A 25,971-nucleotide genomic window follows, 5' to 3' on the forward strand; every position below is an offset into this window, starting at 1 on the left:
CAAAATGGTTAAGATAAGAATGCGTATGATCACATGGATCTTTTGTTTGATCCATATGAGTGTAATGGCGCAAGATAATAAACTGGTGTTTGATGCTGTATTTGCACCGAGTGAAGGTTTTGTAAACCGGACTGAAAAAAAACACAGAAAGGAAATTTGTTTAAATGGAACCTGGGATATTCAAACCATGCGGTTACCAAAAACATATAAGCAGGGTGGAGGTCAGGCGCCTGTACTGGACAAGCCGACAGCATCAGGCTGGAGTGACACACCGATTAAGATTCCATCGCCCTGGAATGTTAATTCATTTGCCAACAGGGATCTCCAAGGTCCTGACCATCGTAATTTTCCATCGTATCCCAACGTATGGGAAGAGGCAAAAATGGCCTGGATGAAAAAGAAGGTAATGGTACCTACTGACTGGAACGGAAAGACCATTAAATTGCATTTTGAAGCAGTATCAGGGTATGCGGAAGTCTATGTCAACAATCAAAAGGTGGGTGAAAATTTTGATTTGTTTTTACCGTTTGATATCGATATCACAAAATATGCACAGCCCGGAAAACCAATAGAAGTGCTGGTTGGGGTAAGGGATCAGGCGCTGTTTGAAAATAATGCAACCATCGGACGCCGTATCGTTCCTGCAGGATCGATGTGGGGAAATCATATCCGGGGAATTTGGCAAGATGTTTACTTGCTGGCTGTACCAAAAATTCATGTGGAAGATCTTTATATTCAGCCCTTGGTGTCGCAGGGTATACTGCAGGTGGAAGTCACGGTACGTAATAATTCGGACAGAAAGGAAGCTGTAAATCTCTCGGCTAAAGTAAACGAATGGATCAACCTCGCGGGCAAATCTACATTACTGGCTCCGGTACCGAATTGGGAATTGGGGAATGATGTTGTGCTTACTGGTCAGGCGGCGCTTACAGTACCTGCACATTCCGTCGCCAAGACGCGGGTCAATATCCCGGTCAAAGTGGGTACATTGAAGTATTGGCATCCGGATCATCCAAATTTATATGCCTTGCAATTGAACCTAAACCAAAAAAAACAGGAAATTGATACCAAATATGAACGATTTGGATGGCGTGAGTGGACATTTAAAGGCATCAAACAGTACCTCAATGGTACGGCAATTGAATTGAAGGGCGATTCCTGGCATTTTATGGGAATTCCTCAGATGACAAGACGGTATGCCTGGGCCTGGTTTTCGGCAATTAAAGACATGAATGGAAATGCCGTACGACCCCATGCACAGGTGTATCCCCGATTTTACCTGGATATGGCGGATGAAATGGGAATATGTGTATTGAACGAAACGGCCAATTGGGCGAGTGATGGTGGTCCAAAGCTAGATGCAGAACAATTTTGGGAAGCATCTAAAGAGCATTTAAGACGCTTTGTATTGCGGGATCGGAACCATGCATCTGTCTTCGGATGGAGTATTAGTAACGAGAACAAACCCGTTATTCTGCATGTATATAATAAACCTGAATTGATGACGAGCCAAAAAAAGGCTTGGGAAGAATGGCGTAACATCGTTGCAGAACTTGACCCAAGTAGACCTTGGATATCAGCCGATGGAGAAGATGATGGAGATGGGATTTTACCCACGACGGTAGGACATTATGGGGATACTAATTCGCTAAAAAAATGGAAGGCTGTAGGTAAACCCTGGGGAGTTGGCGAACATAGTATGGCCTATTATGGTACCCCTGAACAGGTTTCTAAATACAATGGAGAACAAGCTTACGAATCCCAATTGGGGCGAATGAAGGGTATTGCCAAGGAAGTGTATGATCTCTTGAGCAGTCAACGCGCTATGGGCGCATCGTATGTATCTGTTTTTAATATGGCTTGGTATGGGTTAAAGCCGCTACCTATTGGACATCGCAATCTGAATAAGATCCCGGATATAAAACAGGATGGTGTATTTTTTAGTGCTTTTGAAGAAGGAAAACCAGGAGTACAGCCCGAACGGATCGGTCCTTATAGCACCACCTTCAATCCGGGGTATGATGAGTCTTTGCCGGGCTATGCGACCTGGCCGATGTTTGAGGCTATGCGTGCGGCAAACGCAGCCGGCAAACCGGCATGGTCTCCTTATGGGACAATTGAAAAAGAGCAAAAAGACAGGAATGCTTTTGTCCCGGAGAAAACCTACGCAGAAGTATTGTTTATGGGCAAGAATACAGCCGTAAAGCAGGTATTGGATGCCCAAGGGGTTCAATTCGTCGCGCAAATAAAAAATGCAGCCCATGCTCTCGTGATTGTAGATGGAACAACAGCTTTACAGCAGGCTGATGAACAGCGCTTACTGGAGTTAAAAAGTAAAGGAACGGATATTTGGATCTGGGGAATTGAGCCTCATGTGCTCGCAGGTTTTGGACGGATATTACCCCATGCACTGAACTTGGAGGAAAGAAGAATTTCCTCATTTATACCGGTCGGCAAATCCTGGTTTACCGGGCTTAATAATTCGGATTTTTATTTTTGTGAGGTGCAGCAAGCAGACGCTGCAAGGTACGGGATGAAGGGGATGCTGATAGATCAGGGAGAAGTACTTTTAAACGGTTGTCAGACAGATTGGCGTCGCTGGAATAAACGGGCAGAGGAAATAAAGACGGCAGCGACCTATCGAAGTGAACTTGAAGGCTCAGATGCATATCCTGTTTTTGTGCGTTACAGACAGGCAAATTCTACCTTGTACATCAGTACGCTTTCCGAATTTGCAAATTCGGAAAAGGGATTTAGGACCTTAGCAACTTTGTTGGCGCAGGCAGGTATCCCATGCCAAAAGAACAGCGAAAGTAATGCACCGCAATTCTTTCTGCGTGATGGAAATCTTCAGTTTCCCAATACCATCAAAGATAACTTCCAACAAAAGGGAGCTGTACCCGTTCTTGAATTTTGGGTGTGGAGTCCAAGACCATTGGATGATTTATTGATTGAACCGGATATGCCCAAGTTAACACTGACTGTGGCTACCCCCAAAAGTTCGCTTTTTCTGAATGAAAAGGAATGGAAAGGGAATCAGGAAAATCGCCACAATTGTCTTTATCGTGAACTGCCTTTATTGCAGGGATGGAATAAACTTGCCCTAAAGGTGAATAAGGAAGACCTAGCGGGATTTAAGGCGTATTTTAACTGCGAAAATAAAAATAGCTTCCTAACGCAGTTAAAAATCACATTGAAGGATCCAAAAGTAAAATAATACGCTAAATCGCATACGAGCAGGCTCTTTCTCCTGCTTCATGGTAGCCTGGAAAATGTGGGGGACTGAAAGTAGATACAGCTATTTAATAAACTACATGGATTAAAAAATTAGAGTTTTTGTATTAACCAATTAAAAAATGCAATATGAAAAGAGTACTAACCTTTGCAAGTATACTATTGCTGATGGTGGGATGTTCTAAAAATGAAATAGAACAGGTTGAAAAACCAGCCATTGAAATTGAAAAGGATATTTTTGAATATCTTAATACTGACCTGTCGGGAGAGGTGGCTGTGACGAGTAATGTCGAATGGGGGATGGCACTGATGGGGGGAGAAGATTGGATAACAGCAAATCGGAAAGATGCGAATATCGGTATTACAATGAAGGAAAACAATTCGGTTAATGAGCGCACGGCCAAAATTATCCTAACAAGTAAAGATGGTAAGATAAAAAAGGTTGCGGTGGTCAAACAACATGGAAATAAGCCAACTTTAATTGTGGATAAGGCAACATTCGCCTTAGATAACAAAGAGTCGCAGCTGGCCGTGAAGATAAGTAGTAATATGGAATGGTCTGCACAGTCAAATGTATCCTGGTGTACTGTTGAAAGGGATGGAAATAATATCAAGATTAGTGTGCAGCCCAATACCCAATTTGCATCACGCACGGCAAGCATTGCTGTATCCGGTGAACTTCCTGTTGCTGATAAAAAAATTACCATAACGCAAAAAGGATCTATCGATTTTGAAGTTGATAAAAGATCACTGACGTTGACACGTTTGGGTGAGGCGCAGGAAGTAATCGTGACAACGGGGCTAGAATGGACAGTAAGTACGACTGCAACTTGGTTAAAGATCGTGAAAAATGGAAATAAACTCAGTATATCTGCACCAGAAAACGTCTTTCTGGAACGTATGGCTACCCTTGTTTTGACGACAAATAATTTAAACGTCAATATCGCTATCAGACAAGCAGGACGGACGTTTGGCAATGAACTGGATCGGGAAGTATTGATCGCGCTATATACCACTATGGGAGCAGCAAATAGTGGTACCGATTGGGATATTACCAAACCATTGAATGAAAGTACCCTGAGCAGTGCATGGTTTGGGATAACGCTGACGACGATCAATGGGGCCAGCCGGGTAACGGGCATTAACTTGACGGGTAAAAAATTAGCTGGAAAAATACCGGCTGAGATCGGTTATTTGACTGAATTGACAGAACTTCAATTATCCAATAATTATACCATCGAGGGAACCTTACCTGCTTCGATAGGTAGCTTGTCAAAGCTGAAAACGTTAACCTGTAGCCGTAATCAGATCAGTGGATCTATTCCTGCCGAGTTTGCAAATCTGAAAGAATTGACTATTTTTCAAATCCATACCAATAAGCTCTCAGGAACACTTCCGGCCAATGTCTTTGGACAACTGACAAAATTAAATTCGCTTGAGTTAAAACTCAATAATCTCACGGGAGCGATTCCGCAGGATATGAAAGACAATCCAAAATGGGCAAGCTGGAATGGCGCTGTCAATATATGTCCGCAAAATCCTGGATTTGGATTTTCCAATTGTCCATAAACACAGGTTGATTTTTTTTGAAAAGACTACCATCCGAATTTTCGACTGGTAGTCTTTCATTTTTATTGATATTCTCCCAGGCGCCGTTGCAAAGTCCCTGGGAGAATATTAAATAGGTTAATTTGTATAGGTCTGGGTTTTGTATTTGCCGACAAATTGTAATTTTTTGAAAGTCGGTTGCTCTATTTCAAATGAAATGATTTTTTTTCCTTGCGGATCGAGTTCAAAACTCTTTTCATCCGTTTTATTCTCATCCACAAATAACGCTAATTTTCCGGCATCCGTTAAGTTTCCGCTATTGCTCACTTCCACCGATACAGTAAAAGGGGTATTGCCTGTTGAAGGGACAGTTTCCAACACCTTAAACTGGAAATTAGCAGCAAAGTTTTGGACATATTTTACCGTGGTTGACAGCCCTTGTGTATCCTGCTGATAGCCCAGGTGATCCTTAATCTGATCCTTTGCTTCGAATGTTGGACTGGCACCACCGACCATAATTTTGAAATCTCCGGATTCGACCACACGATCCATTTTGTCGTTCAATAGAGACAAATCATAAGGTGTGAGGGTAAACCGAACTTGCTTGGTCTGTCCAGGAGCCAGATGAATGCGATCAAAATCTTTGAGTTCCATTACCCGTGTTTTTACACTCGCGAAGATATCGGATAGATAAAGTTGTACGACTTCATCCCCAGCGGTGCGCCCTGTATTGCTAACCTCTACGGATACATCGATGTTTCCGTTGGTTTGTGGAGCAGCGATTAGATTTGCATATTTGAATGTCGTGTAACTCAATCCATAACCAAAGCGGTATAAAGGATAGAATTCCATATCGCTATATTCGTAGCGTCGACCAGAGGTCTTGAAGTTATAATAAAGTGGAAGCTGTCCAACATGTTTTGGGAAGGTCATTGGCAAACGTCCGGCAGGATTGTAATCCCCAAATAGAATATCTGCCGTAGCTGGTCCTCCTTCTTGCCCGGGCAACCAATTTACCAGTATTGAAGCACAATGTGCGCTGGCAAAACTGATATTGTAAGGTCTGCCAGACTGAAGGATTAAGATAACTGGTTTCCCGGTGGCAACAACGGCTTCCAAGAGGCGCTGTTGATCGCCCTGTAGCTCCAATGTGGCAATATCGTGATTTTCGCCAGATGTCTTTTGGATACCCGATATGGCTTCGCTGGTTGATTGATCACCGAGTACAAGGATCGCAATGTCAGATTGTTTTGCAAGGTCTACGGCTTTTTGAATCGTAGAGTGCTCTTTACTGAAAAAATCGCAGCCTTTTTCATAATGAACTCGTGTTTTCTGGCTTACGGCCTTTTGAATACCTTGTAGGACTGATTTAAGCTGGCCAGGCTTAAGTTCAGGAGAATAATCGCCAGGTTGAAGATCGTCCGCTCCAGGACCGATCACAGCAATGTCGCGGATATCTTTGGAAAGTGGTAATATGTTGTTTTTGTTTTCGAGCAATACAATGGATTCTCGCGCCACCTGGCGGGCCAATTGTTGATGCTCGGGAGAATTCCAGCCTGGATAGACTTTTTTCCAGTCTAACTTTTGGCTTGGATTATGCTCGAATAAGCCATTACGAAACATGACACGCAACAGCGTAGCACAGGTGTTATCTAAGTCTCTTGGGCTAATCTGTCCATTCACGACGGCTTCGATAACTTTTGGATCGTTATAGGTATCACCACAATTGGTCGCGATATTGACGGATAGTGCATCTGAGGCAGCTTCGACTTTATCCAGGGCTGTGTAATGTTTTTTACTCGTCATATTGGATATGGCACCGCAGTCACTTACAATAAAACCATCAAAACCCCACTCTTCACGAAGAATATCATTTAAAAGTGTTTTGCTTTTTCCGACAGGAACACCCAAAAAGTCATTGTACGACATCATCAAAGATTCGTATCTGTATTTTTTAAAGATATCCCGGAAAGGAACCAGGTGAATTTCGCGCATTTCACGTTCCGATATACCGATATCATGTGAATCCCGACCACCTAATGGAGCGCCATGAGCGGCAAAATGTTTGGGTGTTGTAATTAATCCACGAGATTGAAACCCTTTAATCCAAGCACCACCGATCTGTGACACCAATACAGGGTCTTCACCATAGGTTTCTTCACAACGTCCCCATCGCGGATCCTGTGCTACATCCAATACCGGTGACCAGGCTTGAAAAGCATTTGCAGCTTTAGTTTCATCCGCGATTGCAATAGCGGCTTGTTCAATCAACTTTTTATTCCATGTGGCCCCCATTGCAATTGAATGTGGAAAAATGGTGGCTCCGCTACCATAGGAAAAGCCATGAATGGCTTCAACCTTCATAATGGATGGAATTCCGAGGCTTGGGATACCGGGTATTCCCCAGCCTTCGCGAAGCAGATCGATTTTTTGTGCAGGCGTCATTACGGCAAGCAGTTTTTTGACTCGTTCTTCGATAGGTAGATTGGGATTAAGGTAGGATTTGTCTACAATACCTGTAGCCGCATTTTGCTTTGTGTCCAATGCAATGGATATTTCGTTGATTTGAAGAGACCTGGTCAGCTTGCGGCCTTTTAAAACCAACTTAATGTGGGCACCATAAACTGGGTCAAAGCTTAATTGATAACCGTCCGATTGCTTAGATACCTTATAGGGAATAGGATTTCCCGGATTCATTGGATCATAGGTGATATATAAGTCAAGTAGCTTTTCTAGCCCTTTCATGTCCAGATCTATCGCATTGATCGTGATCGTTTTGACATCGCCCGAATTTTTAAGTGTTAATAGTAGCTGTTGATCTGAAGTCAAATCTTTGGGGGAGATTTTCCAAAAGGTTTTTGTATTGTGGTCGATAATGTGATGAATAGCAGCTGTATTGGTAGAGCCGCTAATCGTCGCAATGTTATTGTCTTGTTGTGCAAAACAAGGCTGAAAAAAGAAACCGCTGAATAAGGCCAGCGAAAGGTTCAACTTTTTAATTGACATAATTAGGTTTTTTGATAAAAATTGAAAAAAAATAATAGACAAATAAAAAGTAGACCTATTAATAATGGCATTAATAAATCAATAATGAGCTGATTAATTTGAATCAGGCGATGCTATTTAATATAATTAACGGTATACATTAGGAGCTTTAATAGCGATCTCCAGCAAACCGATGATGAGGTGGGGTAAATAGGTGCACTGGCTAAAATCCATAAGCAAAGGTGACGCCGCCTCAATGTGAGGGGAATGAGGTCTTTCGTAATTCTGTGCTATTCTTCCGCTGATTTGAGCTACAAAGAGGGCATCAATGTGGACTAACTTTGTCCTAACAGAATTAAAAAACAAAAAGAATAAAAATGAGCAAAATAGTTTTTATAACAGGAGCTTCCAAAGGATTTGGAAAATTATGGGCTGAGGCCTTATTGAAACGCGGCGATAAAGTTGCCGCCTCGGCCAGAAATATTGCTGCACTAGCAGATCTGAAAGCGGCTTATGGCGACAATATACTCGAAGTGGCATTGGATGTGAACAAGCGCGAAGATGTTTTTTCTGCAGTTAACACGGTCAAAGACCATTTTGGACGGATCGATGTACTGATCAACAATGCGGGGTTTGGCTTATTTGGTACCACCGAAGAAACCTCCGAGCAGCAGGCCCGCGATCAGATGGAAACGAACTTTTTCGGATCCTTGTGGGTGGCGCAGGCTGTATTGCCGATTATGCGGGCACAAAAGAGCGGCCATATTATTCAGGTTTCCAGTTTTCTTGGACTCACCACGCTTCCGTTATTAGGTTTATACAATGCTTCGAAATTTGCCGTAGAGGGATTGATTGAAACAATCGGTTCGGAAACTTCACACTTGGGTATCAAAACGACCTTAATTGAACCCAATGGTTTTGCAACAGACTGGGCTGGCGCATCTGCCGCGCAAACTTCTTCGGATATTACGGATTACGAGCCCGTGCGTGCAGCCTTTGCAGAGACCGGTGACAATCCCGCTATTTGGGGCAAACCGGAAGCTACAGTAGCACCTGTGCTAAACATTATTGACAGTGAAAATCCGCCCAAGCGCATTTTGTTCGGTAAAATTGCCTATCAGGCCATGAATGATGTGTATACGCAAAGGCTTGAAGATATCCAAAGCTGGAAAGAGGTCAGTATTGCAGCGCACGGACATTAAAAAACAGAATATTTTCTAACTTTAATAAAATGAAAACCGATGCAACATTATAGAACCCTGACAGAACTACACCTGGGCAATCTTTGGGAGGCTCCGCAGCATCCACTCTTCAGCATGGTCAGCTGTCTTTCCGATTGTAAGCTGGGGGATAGGGAATTTACCACCGACTGTTATGTGATCGCGTTCAAGAAAATTAAATCCGGCAATTTGATGTACGGCCGTACGCGCTACGATCACGATAACGGATGTCTCTTCTTTGCGAAACCGCGGCAGATCATCGAGATGAAAAACCTGGAGTTCGAGGAAAGGGGCTATATGTTGATGATTCACGAAGACTACCTGCATGGGCATGAACTTTTCAAGGAAATTGAAAAATACAGCTTTTTCGATTATGAAGTGAACGAGGCGCTGCATCTTTCCCCAAAAGAAGAGCAGCTAATTTTGGAGCTTTACGCAAAAATCCAGGACGAATACGATACTAATCCGGACGAATACAGCCGTGAAATTATGCTGAGCCATGTTTCCTCCATCCTGAAATATGCACAACGCTATTACAAAAGACAGTTTATTGATCGGGCACAGGTGATCGGCAAAACAGCATCCAAGTTTAACGATCAGCTTCGGAATTATGTAAATCAGGGCCTGCTGGCGAAAAGTGGCCTGCCCAATGTGGCCTTTCTAGCCGATCAGCTCTTTGTGTCGCCACGCTACCTCAGTGACCTGCTGAAGCAGGAGACAGGCAAGACGGCCATGGAGCTGATCCATATTTTTATGATTTCAGAAGCCAAGAACTTATTGCGCTTAGGAGAGAAGGGGGTTGCTGAAATTGCTTACGAACTAGGCTTTGAAAATCCATCCTATTTTACGCGGCTTTTTAAAAAGCAGACGGGGATGAAACCGCTGGAATTCAGGAAGTCTCAGTTTAACTGATTGATTATAAGGTATCTAATTGAATTTAACTCCTTCATTTTATCCTATTTTTCGTGTGCTAATAATACTTTAAGACCGCTGGTCAAGAGCAATTTTTATTCATAGTATTTGATAGGTAAAAGCTGAGATACTAAGCGGACCAAACTTGATGTAAATTTGGTCCGCTGGGTTAACAAGATAAGTATACTTTAATAATTCTTACGCCTGTTTTAACAGTAATCCTGCTTTGTTATACATTAGCTCAACGGCTTTGTGAAACAATACATGCTGCTGATTGCGCATGAAATTATACTTTGATCAAACGATATTAATGCCTTAGCTGTAACTTTCCGATAAAGGGGCGGCTATCAATTGTCAGAATAGCTTCTGTGATGGAATAGCATAGCTGGTAGTTCTGTTGGGTATAAGGGATCTGAATTAAATTTGGTGATTAATACGGTAAATCCTTCTTTCTGAGCACTGATTAAAGTGTCTTTTGTGATGTCTACTATTTTCATAGTGAGATAATATACGAAAAAAAATACGAAAGAGGATGGGCTAAGTTGAGTTAATAACCTGACCAATAAGGTAGTTGTCATTCCAGAAGCTAAACCTATCATGTTTATCGCTGTAAAACCTTTATTCTTTGATGAGTTAAAATCAGCCGTGCAAGATGCAAAATAGATGGGAACCATAAAAATAAAGCCGTTTGAGATCTCTCAAACGGCTCCGTCACCCGGAGATGACTGATATAATAAAATAAACAACAGCGAATTATTGCTCTGGATAGAGTGTAAATTGAAACAGATGGTTTGGTTTCAGGTATTTTTGCGCCAGTTCTTTTACCTTCCCAGGTGTTATGGATTTAATCTGTTCTTTTTCATTAAAAATGCGTGCCGGATCGAGCTGATCGACCGAGCTGCTCAATAGGTAGGATAACCAAAAGCCGTTATATTGCACCTGCTGACTGCTGCTCAGAAGCTTTTCAGCAATGTACTTATCAATATCTTCTTGCGATGGACCATTCTTACGGATGAGTTCGATCTCCTCAATGGCAGCGGCGACTAATTTGTCAACCTGTCCGGGCGCTGTTGTGAACGATATATTCATGCCAAACCGTTTTCTCGGATTTTTGGACAGCGAGGGGGATACACTGATGGAGTAGATGCCGCCTTCTTTCTCCCGTAGCCGCTCTGTAAGCTTAATCGTCAGGCTACTCGACAGTGCGTCCATCAGCAGATTATTGTATTCGCTGTAATCGTCGTAGGTACCCAGATAGGCCATTGCCACAGTAGATTTCTCTTCTTTCCCCTTATGAATAGCGCGGTGGATACCATCTTGTGGCGGATAAGTACCATTGTCCACAAACGATTCCTTGCGTTTGATATTGGGTAAAGTGGCTAAATATTGCTTGATATAGGGATCTATAAAGGCACGGTCGAAATTGCCGACAATCACAAAGGTGAAATCCGAAGCGTCCGCAAATCTGTCTTTATAGATTTCGAAGGAACGGTCAAAATCAATTTCCTCGATTTTTTTTAGGGTTGGCGCTGTCTTACGTGGATCGTTGTTGTACAAAGCTGCAGCGATCGAATCTGTGAAAAAGGTACTGGCCTGTTGCTGCCTGTTTTTGAGGGACAGTTTTGTTTTTTCAAGATTGGTTTTATTGATGTCCTTGTCTAGACGAGGCACTGTAAAATAGCCGTATACGAGCTCAAATGCAGTCTGAACATCTTCACGATTGGATTGTGCTTTAATGCCTTCACCGATTTCATTGATAAAAGGGCTGGCTGTAGCATTTTTGCCATTGAGGTAATGGGAGAGCTGAAGCGAGTTAAAAGGACCTAACCCACTATTGGTAACGATATTGACAGCATTGGTTGCGGACTGGAAATCTTTAAGTGAATACTGGGAATATCCGCCAGGACTATAGGAAGTTAGCAGGATTTCATCGTTTTTTAATGTTGTAGGCTTTAGGATAACCTTGGCGCCATTACTGAGCAAAAGGGTCTGCGTGCCTACTTGTTTATCTTCCTCCTCATTGATGATCTGCCCGGGCTGTGGTAAAGCCGGCAATAACTGATCTTCGACTTTTTCTTCTTGATAGGCACTGACCTGTTGTTTTGAGGCCGCATTGATCCAGCCGCTTAAGATGGACTCGCTGGGAACGGATTTAATGTCGTCATTATAAACCAATACCATGTCGCGATTCTGATGACCTTTAAATTCTTTAACATAGGTCAGGATGTCGGCCATGCGGATTTCCTCTAGTGCATTGAGCAGGATAGGCTGCAGAAATTGGAAAGAAGGTGCGGGTTCCCCTTTGAGGTAATGGGCGAGGATCTGATCCATAAAGGATTTGGAATCTGTCTTATCATATTCTTTAAGGCTCTGTACAAGCATACTACGATAGTCGGACTTCAAGCGCTCGAGTTCGGCCTCGGTGAAGCCATGTGTGGCAACCTGGCCCAATGTGTAGTATACGGCGTTGATACTGGACTGTAAGCTGTCGGGCTTGGGCATAATCTGAATGCCATTTGTTTCAATATTGCCGACAAGTGCGCCATTACTCAACGATGCTGCCAGAAAAGGCGTGGTGGATTTTCGGGTTTGTTCCGCCAAACGCATATTGCAGAGCTGGACAAAGAAATCTTTGGCCAAGGAGTTTTTATAATCGCCTAGCTGTCGTGTTTTGCGTGCTTCCTGTTTATGTAAAATCTGTAAAGAGCTTTGTGTGACTTCGGGATCGGTAAAGGCCAAAAATTGATTCTTACCAGTTAAAGCAATCGGATAGCTTTTGGATTGTGGCGCGTTCTTGGGGTTCTTCAGCCCCGAAAACTGAGCAATAATCTCTTTTTCGATCGCATCGACGTCGATATCGCCAACGACGATCAGCGCCTGTAGCTCAGGACGGTACCAGTCTTTGTGAAACTTCCGTATCTCTTCATGCTTAAAGTTATTGAGCACTTCATCGGTTCCGATCGGCATTCGGTATGCATAACGCGATTGGTTGGTCAATAGCGGAAATGTTTTTTCCTGGAGACGGTGAGAAAGGCCGCCCCGTTGCCGTTTCTCCTCGAGGATCACCCCACGCTCCTGATCGATCTCATCATCCTCGAGTAGCGCGCCATTTGCCCAGTCGCGCATGATCAGGATACCTTGGCGCAAAAGTGCCGGATCTGTTGTCGGTAAGGGTAATTGGTATACGGTCTCTTCAAACCCGGTATAGGCATTGAGGTCGGCACCAAAACGTATACCTGACTTTTGTAAGTAGTCTACGAGCGCATTTTTCGGAAAATGGGTTGTCCCATTGAAGTTCATATGTTCCAAAAAGTGAGCTAATCCTTGCTGTTTCTCGTTTTCCTGTAACGAGCCTACTTTGTTGGCCAGGTAAAACAGCACCCGTTCTTTGGGTTCGCTATTCCGTAAGATAAAATATTGGAAACCGTTGGCCAGTTTTCCAACCTTAATAGCCGGATCGAGCGGGATGGGACTGTTGGAACTGACCGACCGAACGGTCTTTGCCTTTTGGGCATAGGCGAATGTTGGCGCAGCCGATCCGATGGATAGGGCCAGAAGACTAAAAAATAAGGTTTTATGTCGCATGTTTTAAATGTTTTTGCTGTTTTGTTCTAATAATTCAAGTACTTTTTCTTTCTGGATCAGTACCATACCATGTTTGTCGCTGCTGATCCCTTGTTCAGACCGGTAAGTGTAATAGGGGACCTGTCCGCGCATCTGGGTAGGCATATAGACAAACTGAACCGTAGCATCTTCCTGCTGTAGCTGCTGGCCTACCTCAACAATATGTGTGGATATCAGGTACTGGCAATTGTGGTGCTGCTGGAATGCGCGGGTAACCGTCAGGGTGGCTTCAAAAGCATCCTTGACATTCGTCCCCTTAAAGAGTTCATCAAAAATGACAACCATATTTTTACGTTGGTTGACATACTCGGCCACCTTTTTGACGCGGAGCACTTCCGCATAATAGTGGCTATGGCCCATATCGACGTTGTCAGACACGTTGATGGAACTGTACAAGCCTTCTTTCACGGAAAATTGCATCCTGTTGGCAGGTACCGGAAGGCCGAGGTGGGCAAGGTAAATGGCAATGCCAAAGCTCTTCATGTAGGTGGATTTGCCCGCCATATTTGCTCCGGTTAGAAAGATGAGATTCTTCCCGGCATCAAACAGCAGGTCATTGCCAACAGCGTTGGGAATGGTTGGATGATAGACGTTTTCGAGCAGAATATGTTGTCTTTCTGCTGGAAGGACTTCGGCCCGTACAAAACCCCGTGCATTGGCCACAGAGGCAATGGATTGATAAAGGTCGATGTGATAGATGGCCGAGAGGCTTTGCTGGATCTCTTTGGACCACTTGTGCCGCAACTGATAATCACAGCTAGCGGCCAACGTAAGGGGGATGCCCTCCGGATGGGATTCGATTTTCTGCTGTAGCTGCAACAGCTGTTCATATGCTGCGCGCAACCACGATTGCTCAAAGATGCTTCCTACGAGCTGGCCCCGGTTGTCCTGCTGTTGAAGTTCGGATAGATAACCGGCCAGATGCAGCATAATCCGGAGGGTGGCCCGGATACCGGCCTCCAGGTATTTTTTCTCTTCTTTTAAACCCAGGCTGGCCAGCAGCTTGCGGCGGCCGGCATGGGCGAGGGTCAGGGCAAAGCCCTGATCTGAATAGCTGTTGGTAAAACTCTGCGCAATATCCAGATCATCGGCGTTGATCTGAAAGGTGTGCTGTAAACTCCTGAAAAATGAAACCAGCGCTGCCTGCCGATCAATGGCGTCAGGGTTGGTAAAAGGTTGCTGAAACATTTTTTCCAGCAGCAGCTCCCCACCAAAGGTCTCGGTCTTATTGTAAAGTGAAAAGATGGAATCGCGTTTATATTTCCCGGAAATATTGAGATCCTGATGTGTTTGTTTATCAATGATGAAACTCATGCGCCCGTTTGTTTTTGAGAGGTTAATAAATCAATGATGCCTTCATTTTCTATAATGATCATGCCGTGCCTGTCTGCCGAGATACCCTGCTGCAGCTGATAGCTGTAGCTTGGCTTGCCTTGTAGCATGGTTGTGGGTAAAAAGACAAATTTGATATCGGGATACCCCTGCATCAGCTGCTCGCCAGCTTCAAGAATATGGGTAGATAATACAAATTGACATCTTGGGTGATGGTATAATCTCGATACCACTTCAACGGTACCTTCAAAGGCATCCTTGACATTGGTGCCTCGAAACATTTCATCGAAAATGACAAAAAGCCGGCGCCCTTCAGCAAGCTGCTGAGCGACCTTTTTGATGCGCAGCACCTCGGCAAAAAAATGGCTATAGCCCATCGCGATATTGTCGGGCAGGTTGATTGAGGTAAAAATCCCGTCCCGGGGACTGAATACGAAACGTTTTGCCGGCACCGGAAAACCGATATGCGCCAGATAGAGTGCGATACCCAAAGATTTCATAAAGGTAGATTTCCCGGCCATATTGGCTCCGGTCAGGAAGGTGATATTGTGTAAACTGTCCATCTTATGGTCGTTGCCTTTGGCATTCCTGACCAGTGGATGAAAGACACCCTCATAGATCAGCTGTTGATCCATACTGCTGTCGACAAGGGGTATAACGAATTGTCGCTCATTGGCCACCTGGGCGACACTGAGGTAAACATCAAAGGTATAGATATCGCGAAGGATATTCAATAAGAGGTCTCTTTCTTCGAAGCGGAGGATCGTGTCATACTGGATGACCGTCTCACGCTTTAGCGGCTCTTTCTCTTTGAGCAGCGGGATCTGGTCAATCCCACTGTTCTCAAATTTGAGCGCCCATGTTTTTTGTTCTTCCCGAAAGCTAATTTCAGTGCCGGTGCTGGAACGCATAAGATCTTTCCAGCAGTGTATGATTTTGCTGCAGGCAACTATCCCGGAAACCACTTTTTTGTAATCGGTATCGCCACCGACAAATTGCTGGAAACGTTCTTTCAAAGTCAGATTTCCTGTCTGTAGACGGCTACGTTCATCGGCCATATCCAGATAAAATAAAGCCTGGTCAAACCAACTGGACTGGAAAGGAAATTGCATTGCCTGCCCCATAAAATAATGGATGGTAGCAGTACGTTTGCCAATGGCATTAGCATCTGAAAGTGGATAATTGAACCATTCTTCCAGTAGTTCGGCTCCGCCGGAGGTGGCCGTTTTGTTATAGAGGCCAAAGATGGATTCTGTTCCTCTAGCGGCAAAGATCGAGAGATCGTCCCGCGTCTGTTTGTCTATCAATAATCCCATAATTAACGCCCCCTTCTTCTGATCCAGATAATGATACCGGCACTTAACATCCCCAGTGGTATGATGTATTTGATGAGCAATTCGAAGTATGTCCAGCTGCTTTCGCCAATCCGTAGGCTTTTATCGATTGAATCGGGTAGGCGCATATCCACAGGCACTTCGCCATCACTAAGCCAGGAGAAAGCTGCGCTTACCAAAGAAAAGTTGGATGCATTGACCTGATTGCGTTTGATGAACAGCTCGCTGTTGCTGATCCAGTCCGCATCTCCGGTAACCAGTATTTTTTGTTCCTTTTTACCTACTTTTCGGGATAGCGCCACCACAGTTGGGCGGCTTCCTTCACGCTCTCCGACGGCTGTGTTGAGCAGCGGTGTACGATCAATAAAGTTGATGTTTTCTAGCTCATTCCAGGTGCCCGTGCTATCCGAGGCAAAGAGTACTTTGGATTGGAATGTTGACTGTGGCGATACCAGGATACCAGCGGTGCCGGACATCGTGACGACCTCTTCGCGCCGGGTCATTGGTTTAAGGTAATAAGAAAAGTCCTCGCCGGCCTTGGTTGGTTTGAGTGTCAGCAGGTCTGGCTGCAGGGCTTCTTGCTTTTTGACCAGCACGCCAGGTTCCAACGTAACGCCCAATGGTGACGCGATGCGATTGAAAATAGCTTCCTGTCCCGGCTCTCCGGCAAGCATCATATTGCGACCGCTGGCGATATAAGAATGAAGGTTGGATAACTCCTGGTCATTATAGGCCTGGCGTGGTTCGGCAATAATCAAAATATTGATATTTTCGGGAACGGGCTTTGAAAGGTCAATTTCTTTGAAATCAAACCCTTGGTTGATCATTGAGTAACGGAAAGCCTTTTCTTGGGTGATGGTCTTGTAACCTCGGTCCTGGGTAGAGTTGCTGTTGCGCTCGCCATGACCCGAAACAAAGCCCACCACAGGCAACTCATCCATGACCAAACGTTTGATGGCTGCGCTGATTTCGGATTCGAACGGCACGCGTTGCATGTCATCGTAAACACGTAAAAAGGTCCTTCGCCCATTTTCACGCTCCAGTACACGGACAAAACGGTAGTTTTCAGAAGAGAGGTCTACCTCTTTTTTGATCGCATCGTAGGGTAGGATCTCAAAATTCCATTTATTGAATTTCCGTAGGGTGTCCAAGCGTTGTTCGGTATTGAGCTTTGGAAACTGTCGGTCAAGAATGGGATTTTCGGTCTGGTGGTAGTAATAGACGTATTCCATTTCTATTTCGGGCTTGAAACGGATATATTTCTCAAACGAGCCTACGTCGCTTTTATACGAGGAAGGTAAGCCAATAAAACTGTTTCCATCAAGCATATTGACGTAGGTAGTGATCTTAAATCCGCCATTCAGTTTGGCCATGATGGCCTGGCTACTAGGGCGCAGCGTATTGCTCTTTCGATAGGTGCTGTCATAGTATAATTTGACAAAAGGCAGGGTGGTTAGGTATCCGATAAAGAATATCGCAAGGGTGATGCCTCCAAATTTTAGCAGGTTTTTGCCTGCTGACTGTTTCTTTCTGATGGCCTGAAGCCGAAATATAGAGTAGCTAACAAACAGTGTGTTAACAAGGATAAAGTAAAGTATATCTTCGGTCGTGATCAAACCTGCGATGAAGGTGTCAGCCCGACCATTGATTGCCAGCCAGTAGGTAATCTCGCGAACGAAAGGAATATCCTGCCAAAGTCCACGTGCAAAATTCATCATCGCAAAGACACAGAGTGTACCAATGGCGGCCACAATATTATAGCTGGTCAATGAAGACATAAAAAGACCCACGGCAGCATAGGCCGACAACAATAGGAAAAGTCCAAGCAGGCCTGTCATCATTGGGCCGATATCAGCATGAACCACGGTACCCATTGTAAAAATGACCAGAATTGATACTGATAAGGTGAGGACAAGCCCAAAAAGCAGCAGCGCAATATATTTGCCGAGAATAATCTGACTGTTGGTGATCGGCGAGGAGTACAATAATTTGATGGAACCACTGCTATATTCCCGGCTCATAATGCTCATGGTCAATAAAGGCATGTAGAGGTAGAGATAGGATTGTACCTTTGGATAGATACCGCCCCAAGCAGATGAAAATAAGCTTTCAGTTGCATTGACAAGGTCAATTTTCATGGACTGTAGTTGTACCATGCCCGCATAGGAAGCGGAAAATAAATAACCTATCTGAAAGGTAAAGATCATCAGGACAAGCCATGCGACAGGTGAGTAAAAAAGTACCTGTAGCTCTGTTTTTGCTATTTTTAATGTCGTTTTCATGTTTGGATTGAATTATACTTTTCTTCTTTTTCGTGTCATTTCGGCAAATACGGTTTCAAGCGAACTTTTTTCGGAATAGATCTCGATGAGATTCCATTTTTGCTGGACGCTTTTTTCTACTAAGGCTTCGACGAGTTCCTGGGGATTGGTGGAGCGTATTCGAAATTTAATGTTGCCTAAAGGCTCCACATCAACAAAGCCCGGAAGTTGCTGAAATGCCTCCACAGCTGGTGGGGATATCAGGCTGACAACAACACTATTGGGTGCGACCTGGTTGTCAAATTCTTCAAGCGAACCCGAAAATATCATGCGGCCCTCATGGATCATCCAGATATGGTCGCAGAGCGCCTGTACCTCCTGAAGGATATGTGTGGACAGAACGACGGTACGTTCTGTTGCGATTTCCCGGATCAGGTGCCGGATGTCGAGGATCTGATTGGGGTCAAGGCCATTGGTTGGCTCATCCAGTACCACGAAATCAGGCTCATGGATAATCGCTTGTGCTATTCCGACCCGTTGCTGGTAGCCACCGGACAGGTTTTTAAGCAGCCGATGGCGGAAATGGGCTATGCTGCACTTGGACAGTACCCGTTCGATGGCAGCAGGGATTTTTTCGGGTGCCATCAGACGTAGATTGGCTGTATGGCTCAGATATTCCTCTACTGTCAACTCGGGTAGCAAAGGTGGCTGTTGGGGAAGAAAGCCAATGTGTTTTTTTGCCTCTACCGGGTTCTGTGCCATGCTGATGCCCCGGATAAAGACTTCACCGTGTGACTGGTTCACCACGCCGCACATGATATTCATGGTAGTGGATTTTCCCGCTCCATTGGCTCCTAATAGCCCGTAGATGCCATTTTTTTGTACTTCAAAATTAATGTCCCGAATAGCCCATTGGACGTTGTACCGATGGGAAAGATGTACTACCTGAACAATGGGAGTGTCGTTTGCTGTGCTCATGTTATCGTTAAATTTGGTATGAGTAATCCCTGGACACGGTGTTTCTGTTGCCATGGACACCGTGTCTGCTACCAGCGGAAATACTTCGTACATCCGTTAGTAGTAGGGGATCATATTTATAATGCTTTTGTTACCTTGGATTCTGAATGATTTCAGGATTTAAAACAATGTATTTGGATGCAATAGGCATGACATACCGATTGCTGTTGGGTGCCAGGGTGAATGACTCGCCTTTGTAAGTACGTGTCTGTGTAGTGACAAAACCAGGTTCCGCTGCGAGGCGCTTCTGGTCAAACCAGCGTAAACCCTTTCCCATCAGTTCTTTTCGTCGCTCGTTGATGACGAGCTTGAGGATAGCCTGTTGATCGGTAATCTGTAACGGTTTATAGGCCGTGTCTTCAAAACGATTGCTTCGGAGGTTGTTCAATACTGTCAGGGCTTCAGCAAAACGCTCGTTATCCCGGGCCAAGGCTTCTGCTTTGATCAGCATCATCTCTGGAAGCGTAGGGCCATTGGTAATTTTGGCATTGGCCGATATAATGCGATGTTTGTTGTAGGCTTTGCCCTGAAAAGGCGTCCAGGTGAATACGCTACCGTCAACAGTAAAGAGGGTAGCACGCAGGTCGCCCGGCTCAAACAGTGCCAGAAGATCGGGGTTTAAAGATAATGTGGGGAATGAATTGCGTAAGCTTTTTATAAAAATCTCTTCCGTATCATCCAGGATATTGGGGTAACTGTTGGGTGCCGCTTTGTACTGTTTGAGATCGATCAGTTTATAGTATGGCTTGGCAAGTACAAGCTCGGCATATTGCAGGGCTTTTCCATAGTCGCGCATCTGGAGATAAACGCGTGCCAGGATGCCTTGCGCAGCTGATTGAGAGGCGAGTATATTAAAGTTTGCCTGTTCCGGGAGGTCTGGAATAGCCGAACTGAGGTCTTCAATAATCTGCTCGTATACTGTTTCAACCGATTTACGGTCTAGTTTGGCGTAAAGATCAGGACGCGTCAATAAGGGTACCCCAAGATCGGTATTGGCACTTGAAGCGTTATACTGCTTTGCATAGCTGTTGACAAGGTTGAAATAATTGAGTGCACGATGTACCTTAGCCTGGGCCAATATATTTTTCTTTTGGGCATCCGTTCCGCCCTGACTGTCCATAATCTCGGTTGCGACCTGATTGAAGAGATAAATCTGCTGGTATTGGTCCGCCCAGTCTGGATCCTCATTATTGTCTCCCACAAGGTCACTTTTCCAGCAATAGGCATTGGCGTCGGTCAGTAAAAGTGTATTGAGATAGGCCTCATCCGATCCATAGATGTCGTCGCTGGCCAATACAGGCCAGTAGTACGATTTTTCCACAGAGGTACTGTTATTAAGCAGGCTCTGATAGTCCTGAGTGTATTTTAGTTCACGTTTGCCGACCAGGTCTATCTCCACAAACTTCCGGCAGGAAACCAGGCTGGAAACGAATATGGTGGCAAGGCTGAAGGTGATAATCTTGTTTTTCATGTTCATAATTCTTAAAATCCCATATTGATGCGGAAAACATAGCTCGTAACGGGTGGCATGCTGCCATAACTGCCGTCAAACATATAATCTGGGTCGATATCCCGATTTGTCCTCTTCCATAAAAGTCCGAGATTGGTGGCCGTGGCCCCTATACTCAACAATTTAATGGCTTTATTGCTGCCTAGTATGCTCGCTGGAAAACTATAGCTCAAGGCCAGCATTTGCAGTCGGATGTGACTGGCATCGATGACATTAATGTCTGCATACTCAAAGCGTTGTATGCTGTTAAGGTTGGTATTGATGACACCGGGGATGTTGGTATGCGCCTCGTCTCCGGGTTTGCGCCAACGGTCTACCAAAGCCTTGCTGTTCGGAAGGTATCCGTCAAAACCTGCTGTATTCGTAGGATACTGTGTGGAATTGACTTCTTTCCAACGTACCTTGTGTCCGAATTTCATGGTCATACGCGCTGTTAAGCTAAAGTTTTTGTAAGACAGGGTGTTTGTCCAACCGCCAAAATATGGCGCACTCATGCGGCCCATATAGCGTAGATCTGTAGGCCGGAAATCATCGGTTGAGGCCTCTGAATCCAAGATGTTGCCCTGACCGTCACGAATTAAGGATCGCCCTTTGTTGTCAAGTCCTTCCCAGTGGTAAGCAAATAGCTGGTCGATGGGGTAGCCTTCGATTGGAGTGGAGGTTTGGCCTGGTGTCTTCAATGTATTTGGAAAGCGATCGTCCGTCACTTCGTTGCTGCTATAGGCGAGATTGAATGCGCTGTTCCACCGCCAGCGTGGCCCATGAATAAGCTGGCCCTGGATGTTCAGGTCAATACCCTGACTTTTCATATTGGAAGTGTTGAAGGACAAACTGGACCAACCATAGGTTGCATTGTACGGTACGGAAGCAACAATACCGTAAGACCTTTTTGTATAATAATCAATGTTGACCGTTAATCGGCTGTTTAGGGCGCTGAAATCTAGTCCTGTGTTAAATGTGCGTGTTGTTTCCCAGCCCAGTAGCTGGTTGGCAGGAATACTGATAGATCCAGTAGGCAGCTGGGTATAAAAATCGGTTATCGAAGCTGAGTATAAAGTGTAGGAGGTGCCGTCACGCGGTACCGAGCCTCCGGTACCGATACTTCCGCGCCAGCTAAGGGTATTTATCCAAGGTAGCGCACGCATGAAGTTTTCTTTGTGCAGGTCCCAACGCAGGCCTGTAGACCAAAAGGGTTTGGCACGTTTTGATCGTTCGACACCGATGATCGTCGCATCATCAAAACGTAAACTACTTGTTAAAAAGTACTTTTCAAGGAGTGTATACCCCGCATTGGCGTAATAGCTCAGGTAACGTATACGGTCAATGTTGATTGGAGCATCCTGTATATTTAATGTTTTGTTGGCTCCATAGATATCTTTGTAAGGGACGGTTGGATTGATGACAGTAGATTGGTAGGTGTCTTTGTCAAAACCGTAGCGTGTCTGTAGATAGCCCATTGTCTGACTCTGGCGGATCTCGGTTCCGGCAAATAGGTCAATCTGGTGGATATCATTAATTTTTTTTGATCCATCCAACTGGAAACGTAGCGAATAATCGTCTGTTTTGTTGTTGGAAGTGACGTATTTGCCCCCTAGAGGAACGCCATAGATGAGTTTTCCTGTACTGCTGATTGTCGTACCACTATTGATCAGGTCGCGCATCTCATAACTGTCGCGATCGCGGAGGCTCTCCATATTACGCAGGCCCTTTTGATAGGATCCTGATAAAGAGGCGTTCAGCCAGCTAAGCGGGTGATAGGCCAGTTGACCGGTGAAGCGCGTTAGGTTATTGTCGTACCGATCGTTGCTCAGGCTAAGTTCATCCATGTGATTATAGGACCAAGGTAGATATCCCTGACTTTCAAAGCGCTCTTGGGCGACCTGAGGGGTGAAAGCAAAATAACGACTGATGCTGCTGCCGTTTTCATCCAATAACAGATTGTATGGTGTGAGCCCAAAAGTACCGGGACTGATTGCACGGATAGCAGCGCCATTGACCTTACTCTTTTGAATAATGTGGTTGAGCCCTAACGATACTTTTAGCTTGTTGTTAAAATAACTGTTTTCGACATTGAATGTCAAGGACATATTATTGGCATCGTTTTCCCGGTAGATCGGTCTGTCTTTTGAATACACAGCCGAAGCATAATAGCGGGCTCCCTGGACAGCTCCATTGAATGAGAGATTATATTGCTGGCTTTGTGCGGCCTGTAGCAGTTGATCGCGGATTTGCTGGCGGTTGTCTACCTGCCCCAATTGATTGAGTATATTATTTTGCTCGTCAAGACTGATCTCCCCTCGTTTGGCACGGAACATGGTCATGATGGCATCTGATCGGTTTGGTGCGCGCCAGCCAGAGCTAGGGTCGTAAAAGAAATTGTTGTCAAAGAGTTCTTTCTCAAAATCTATATACTCAGCTGCATTCATGCTCCGTAAGTTATGTAGGTTGGGCGGGGCAGAGGTCCCTAGCGTAGAGGAGAAGTTGATGCTATTTTTTCCTAATTTGCCGGCCTTTGTTTCGATGACAATAACGCCATTGGCAGCTCTTGATCCCCAGATAGAGGCTGCGGCGGCATCTTTCAGTACCGTAATGCTGGCGATATCGTCCGGGTTGAAGTTATTGAGTATTCCGGCACTTGTACTTGTGGCGGAAAGACGATCACCGGAGCCCGTTGGATTGCTGCTCAACTGTTGTTCCATTGCCGGAAAGCCGTCGATGACAATCAATGGAGTACTGGAGGTGCTGGAAAAGGTATTCGGTGAGCGGACAAGGATCTTATTGGTACGGGTATCAAATTGAACGCCAGGAATTTGACCTTCCAATCGCTCCATCAGGCTCAAAGCCGGACTTTCCTGTATTTTCTTTTCGTCAATGACGACGAGCGAACCCGTAGCCTTGCTGGGGTCTAGTTTTTGGTATCCTGTATTTGCCATCACGGATACTTCGTCGAGCGCAGAAATCTGTTGCTTGAGTACAAATAACGGTCCTAGGTTGCTTGCTGGTGTACCACTGAGGTCTATTTGCCGTAATTCATAGCCTAAGTAGCTGATTTCGAGTATCGCATCGCTGGGTACATTTGACAATACAAATATTCCCTTTCCATTTGTGCGGGTTTGATTATGGGTTCCTTTGATCCGTACAGTTGCTCCGGCGAGGGGCTTTTGCTGCGTATCTGTAACGATTCCATTAATCGTGCGTTGCTGCTGATTATCCGTGACAATAATGGTCTTGTTGCGCACGATAAAGCCAAGGGATTGTCCCTGGAAGCAAAGCGCGAGCACCTCGTTAAGCTCAAGCTCACTTAAGTTGATCGTTAGGGCCGAGAACGACTTGCTATGCTCGGGACGGATCACATAATCATATCCCGTCTGTGCACGAACCTGTTGCAGGATCTGTTCGAGGCTGGCACGTTTGACATTTAGGTTAATTTTGTTTTGGCCGTGCAGGGCTGTGGCTGTTTGTAAAAACAAAACCAAAAACAACATGCAGAATAATTGAAATCGCATAAGCAATTTGATTATAAAGTTGGAAAAGATAGGCGGTCTTTGGGTCGGTTGATTTACCTGATACTTTTCATTAGCAAAAAAATATTGATACATTTGTTTGTTGATTTTTGGACATGGATGTCCCTCCAGACAAGGAGACATGTCATGCAGTTCATAATTTTCGTAATAAATGCTAGGCGTGAATTCAAAAATCAGTTCTAGGGGCGGTGCAACGCCTCTAGATTTTTTTTGAAATCGTTTTTTTTCTTTCGTTAGGGTATTACCATCAACCTCCTTTCTTTGCCTTTTATCCGGATATCAAATTTGATACCTGTGGTGGTCTCTAATATTTCAAGGACTTCCTGTAATGTTTTTTTGCGAGATATGCTGCTTATATATCGTTGATTGTTAATAGGACCGAGGTATTCCACTTCGATATTGTACCATCGTGATATTTGGGCCATGATTTCTTGTACAGTCGCCGAATCGAAGTAGAAATCGCCATTTTTCCAGGAGAGATCCTTGGAAAGATCAACTTCCAGTAGCGTAAATTCGTCGCCTGTCTGTATGATTTTTTGACCAGGTTTTAATAGGATAGGAGCAGGATTGGCAGGATTATTTAAGGCAATGGCCCCCTCTTCCAAGGTAAAACTTTGCTGTTTGTCTTCACGATAAGCTTTTACATTGAATTTTGTGCCTAATACCTGAATGGCATTCTGTCCGGCGTGGACGATAAATTCCTGCTTGATCATTTTACTGCCGGCGCTGATCTGCCGTTTGCTGACCTCAAAGTAAGCTTCACCATCCAGCGTCACTTCGCGTTTTGTACCTGTAAACTGTACCGGAAAAGTCAATTTACTATCCGCATTGAGCGTTACCTGCGTACCGTCCGCAAGCCGAATTTTGTAGGTATTGCCCTTTGGTACCACAAGTGTATTGCTGCGTACAGCCTGACTGTTACTTTTTGAGTCGTCGGCTTGATAAACAAGCTGATTGTTATCGCTCCAATCGATAAGGATGTCGTGATCTTTGCGACTGTATGATCCACCGTTTTTGTCAAGTGCTATTTGCTCGCCGTTCGATAAAATCAACATGGCGCCGCTGATTGCTGCTGGGATCGGGAGGACCTTTTGTTTAGAAGATGAACCTGTTTCAACTTCTGAAGATTCTATCCTGCTACTAATGCCCTTGGGGGCGGTGGAGGAATTGTGTATAAGGAAATAATAAGAAGAAAAGCCAATAACACAAATTGATGCTGCTGTTGTAAACCATTTCTTCCAGTGAGATCTGGATGGTTGCGGTACCTGGATTTCGGCATCAATGCTGTTCCATACATTCGAAAGATCCGCTTGTAGTTCTTCGGCTGTCAGCTCAAAATCAGGCAGCTGGTTTACATAGCTAATATACCAATCATCCACAAAGGCTTTCTCTCGGTTCGAACATTGATCTGATGTATATCTTTTTAGTAAATCGCGATCTACTTTTAACGGTTCTTTCACGTGTTGTTGT

General features: G+C 44.7%; 13 protein-coding genes. 4 read left to right on the top strand and 9 right to left on the bottom strand.

Annotation, left to right across the window (positions count from 1 at the left end):
• Positions 1-4 precede the first annotated feature (4 nt).
• A complete protein-coding gene (locus HMAT_RS03290; RefSeq protein WP_104381376.1) occupies positions 5-3,217 on the top strand; it encodes a glycoside hydrolase family 2 protein in 3,213 nt (1,070 codons plus the stop codon).
• 146 nt (positions 3,218-3,363) lie between these two features.
• Positions 3,364-4,803, top strand: a complete 1,440-nt coding sequence (locus HMAT_RS03295; RefSeq protein WP_104381377.1) for a BACON domain-containing protein — start codon at positions 3,364-3,366, stop codon at positions 4,801-4,803.
• A gap of 117 nt (positions 4,804-4,920) precedes the next feature.
• Here the strand turns inward: HMAT_RS03295 and HMAT_RS03300 are convergent, their stop codons facing one another.
• Entirely contained in the window at positions 4,921-7,788 is a 2,868-nt protein-coding gene (locus HMAT_RS03300) for a glycoside hydrolase family 3 C-terminal domain-containing protein (RefSeq protein WP_104381378.1), read from the bottom strand.
• Positions 7,789-8,144: 356 nt separating this feature from the next.
• Here HMAT_RS03300 and HMAT_RS03305 point away from each other — a divergent pair, with 356 nt between their 5' ends.
• Positions 8,145-8,969 carry an SDR family NAD(P)-dependent oxidoreductase gene (locus HMAT_RS03305; protein ID WP_104381379.1) on the top strand — a complete coding sequence of 275 codons (825 nt, stop codon included), beginning with the start codon at positions 8,145-8,147 and terminating at the stop codon, positions 8,967-8,969.
• Between the two features lie 39 nt (positions 8,970-9,008).
• The gene (locus HMAT_RS03310) at positions 9,009-9,899 is read left to right on the top strand and encodes an AraC family transcriptional regulator (protein WP_104381380.1); all 891 of its coding nucleotides are present in this window, start codon (positions 9,009-9,011) and stop codon (positions 9,897-9,899) included.
• 753 nt (positions 9,900-10,652) lie between these two features.
• Here HMAT_RS03310 and HMAT_RS03320 read toward each other — a convergent pair.
• From HMAT_RS03320 to HMAT_RS03355, 8 genes are all read right to left on the bottom strand, one after another.
• The gene (locus HMAT_RS03320; protein WP_104381382.1) at positions 10,653-13,484 is read right to left on the bottom strand and encodes a pitrilysin family protein; all 2,832 of its coding nucleotides are present in this window, start codon (positions 13,482-13,484) and stop codon (positions 10,653-10,655) included.
• 3 nt (positions 13,485-13,487) lie between these two features.
• The gene (locus HMAT_RS03325; RefSeq protein ID WP_104381383.1) at positions 13,488-14,837 is read right to left on the bottom strand and encodes a DNA mismatch repair protein; all 1,350 of its coding nucleotides are present in this window, start codon (positions 14,835-14,837) and stop codon (positions 13,488-13,490) included.
• The gene (locus tag HMAT_RS03330; protein WP_104381384.1) at positions 14,834-16,171 is read right to left on the bottom strand and encodes a DNA mismatch repair protein; all 1,338 of its coding nucleotides are present in this window, start codon (positions 16,169-16,171) and stop codon (positions 14,834-14,836) included. Before HMAT_RS03330 ends, HMAT_RS03325 begins: the two co-directional genes overlap by 4 nt.
• Positions 16,172-16,173: 2 nt before the next feature.
• Positions 16,174-18,471 (bottom strand): Gldg family protein, encoded by a 2,298-nt coding sequence (locus tag HMAT_RS03335; protein WP_104381385.1) that lies wholly within the window; start codon positions 18,469-18,471, stop codon positions 16,174-16,176.
• Positions 18,472-18,483: 12 nt separating this feature from the next.
• Positions 18,484-19,428 carry an ABC transporter ATP-binding protein gene (locus tag HMAT_RS03340; protein WP_104383278.1) on the bottom strand — a complete coding sequence of 315 codons (945 nt, stop codon included), beginning with the start codon at positions 19,426-19,428 and terminating at the stop codon, positions 18,484-18,486.
• Between the two features lie 130 nt (positions 19,429-19,558).
• Positions 19,559-20,938, bottom strand: coding sequence for a RagB/SusD family nutrient uptake outer membrane protein (locus HMAT_RS03345; RefSeq protein ID WP_158655589.1), 1,380 nt, complete (start codon positions 20,936-20,938; stop codon positions 19,559-19,561).
• Positions 20,939-20,949: 11 nt separating this feature from the next.
• Complete coding sequence (locus HMAT_RS03350) at positions 20,950-24,483, bottom strand: SusC/RagA family TonB-linked outer membrane protein (RefSeq protein WP_158655590.1); 3,534 nt, start codon at positions 24,481-24,483, stop codon at positions 20,950-20,952.
• A gap of 251 nt (positions 24,484-24,734) precedes the next feature.
• Complete coding sequence (locus HMAT_RS03355) at positions 24,735-25,961, bottom strand: FecR family protein (protein WP_104381388.1); 1,227 nt, start codon at positions 25,959-25,961, stop codon at positions 24,735-24,737.
• Between the last annotated feature and the right edge of the window lie 10 nt (positions 25,962-25,971).

The organism is Sphingobacterium sp. HMA12, from assembly GCF_002933815.1.
GTDB lineage: Bacteria > Bacteroidota > Bacteroidia > Sphingobacteriales > Sphingobacteriaceae > Sphingobacterium.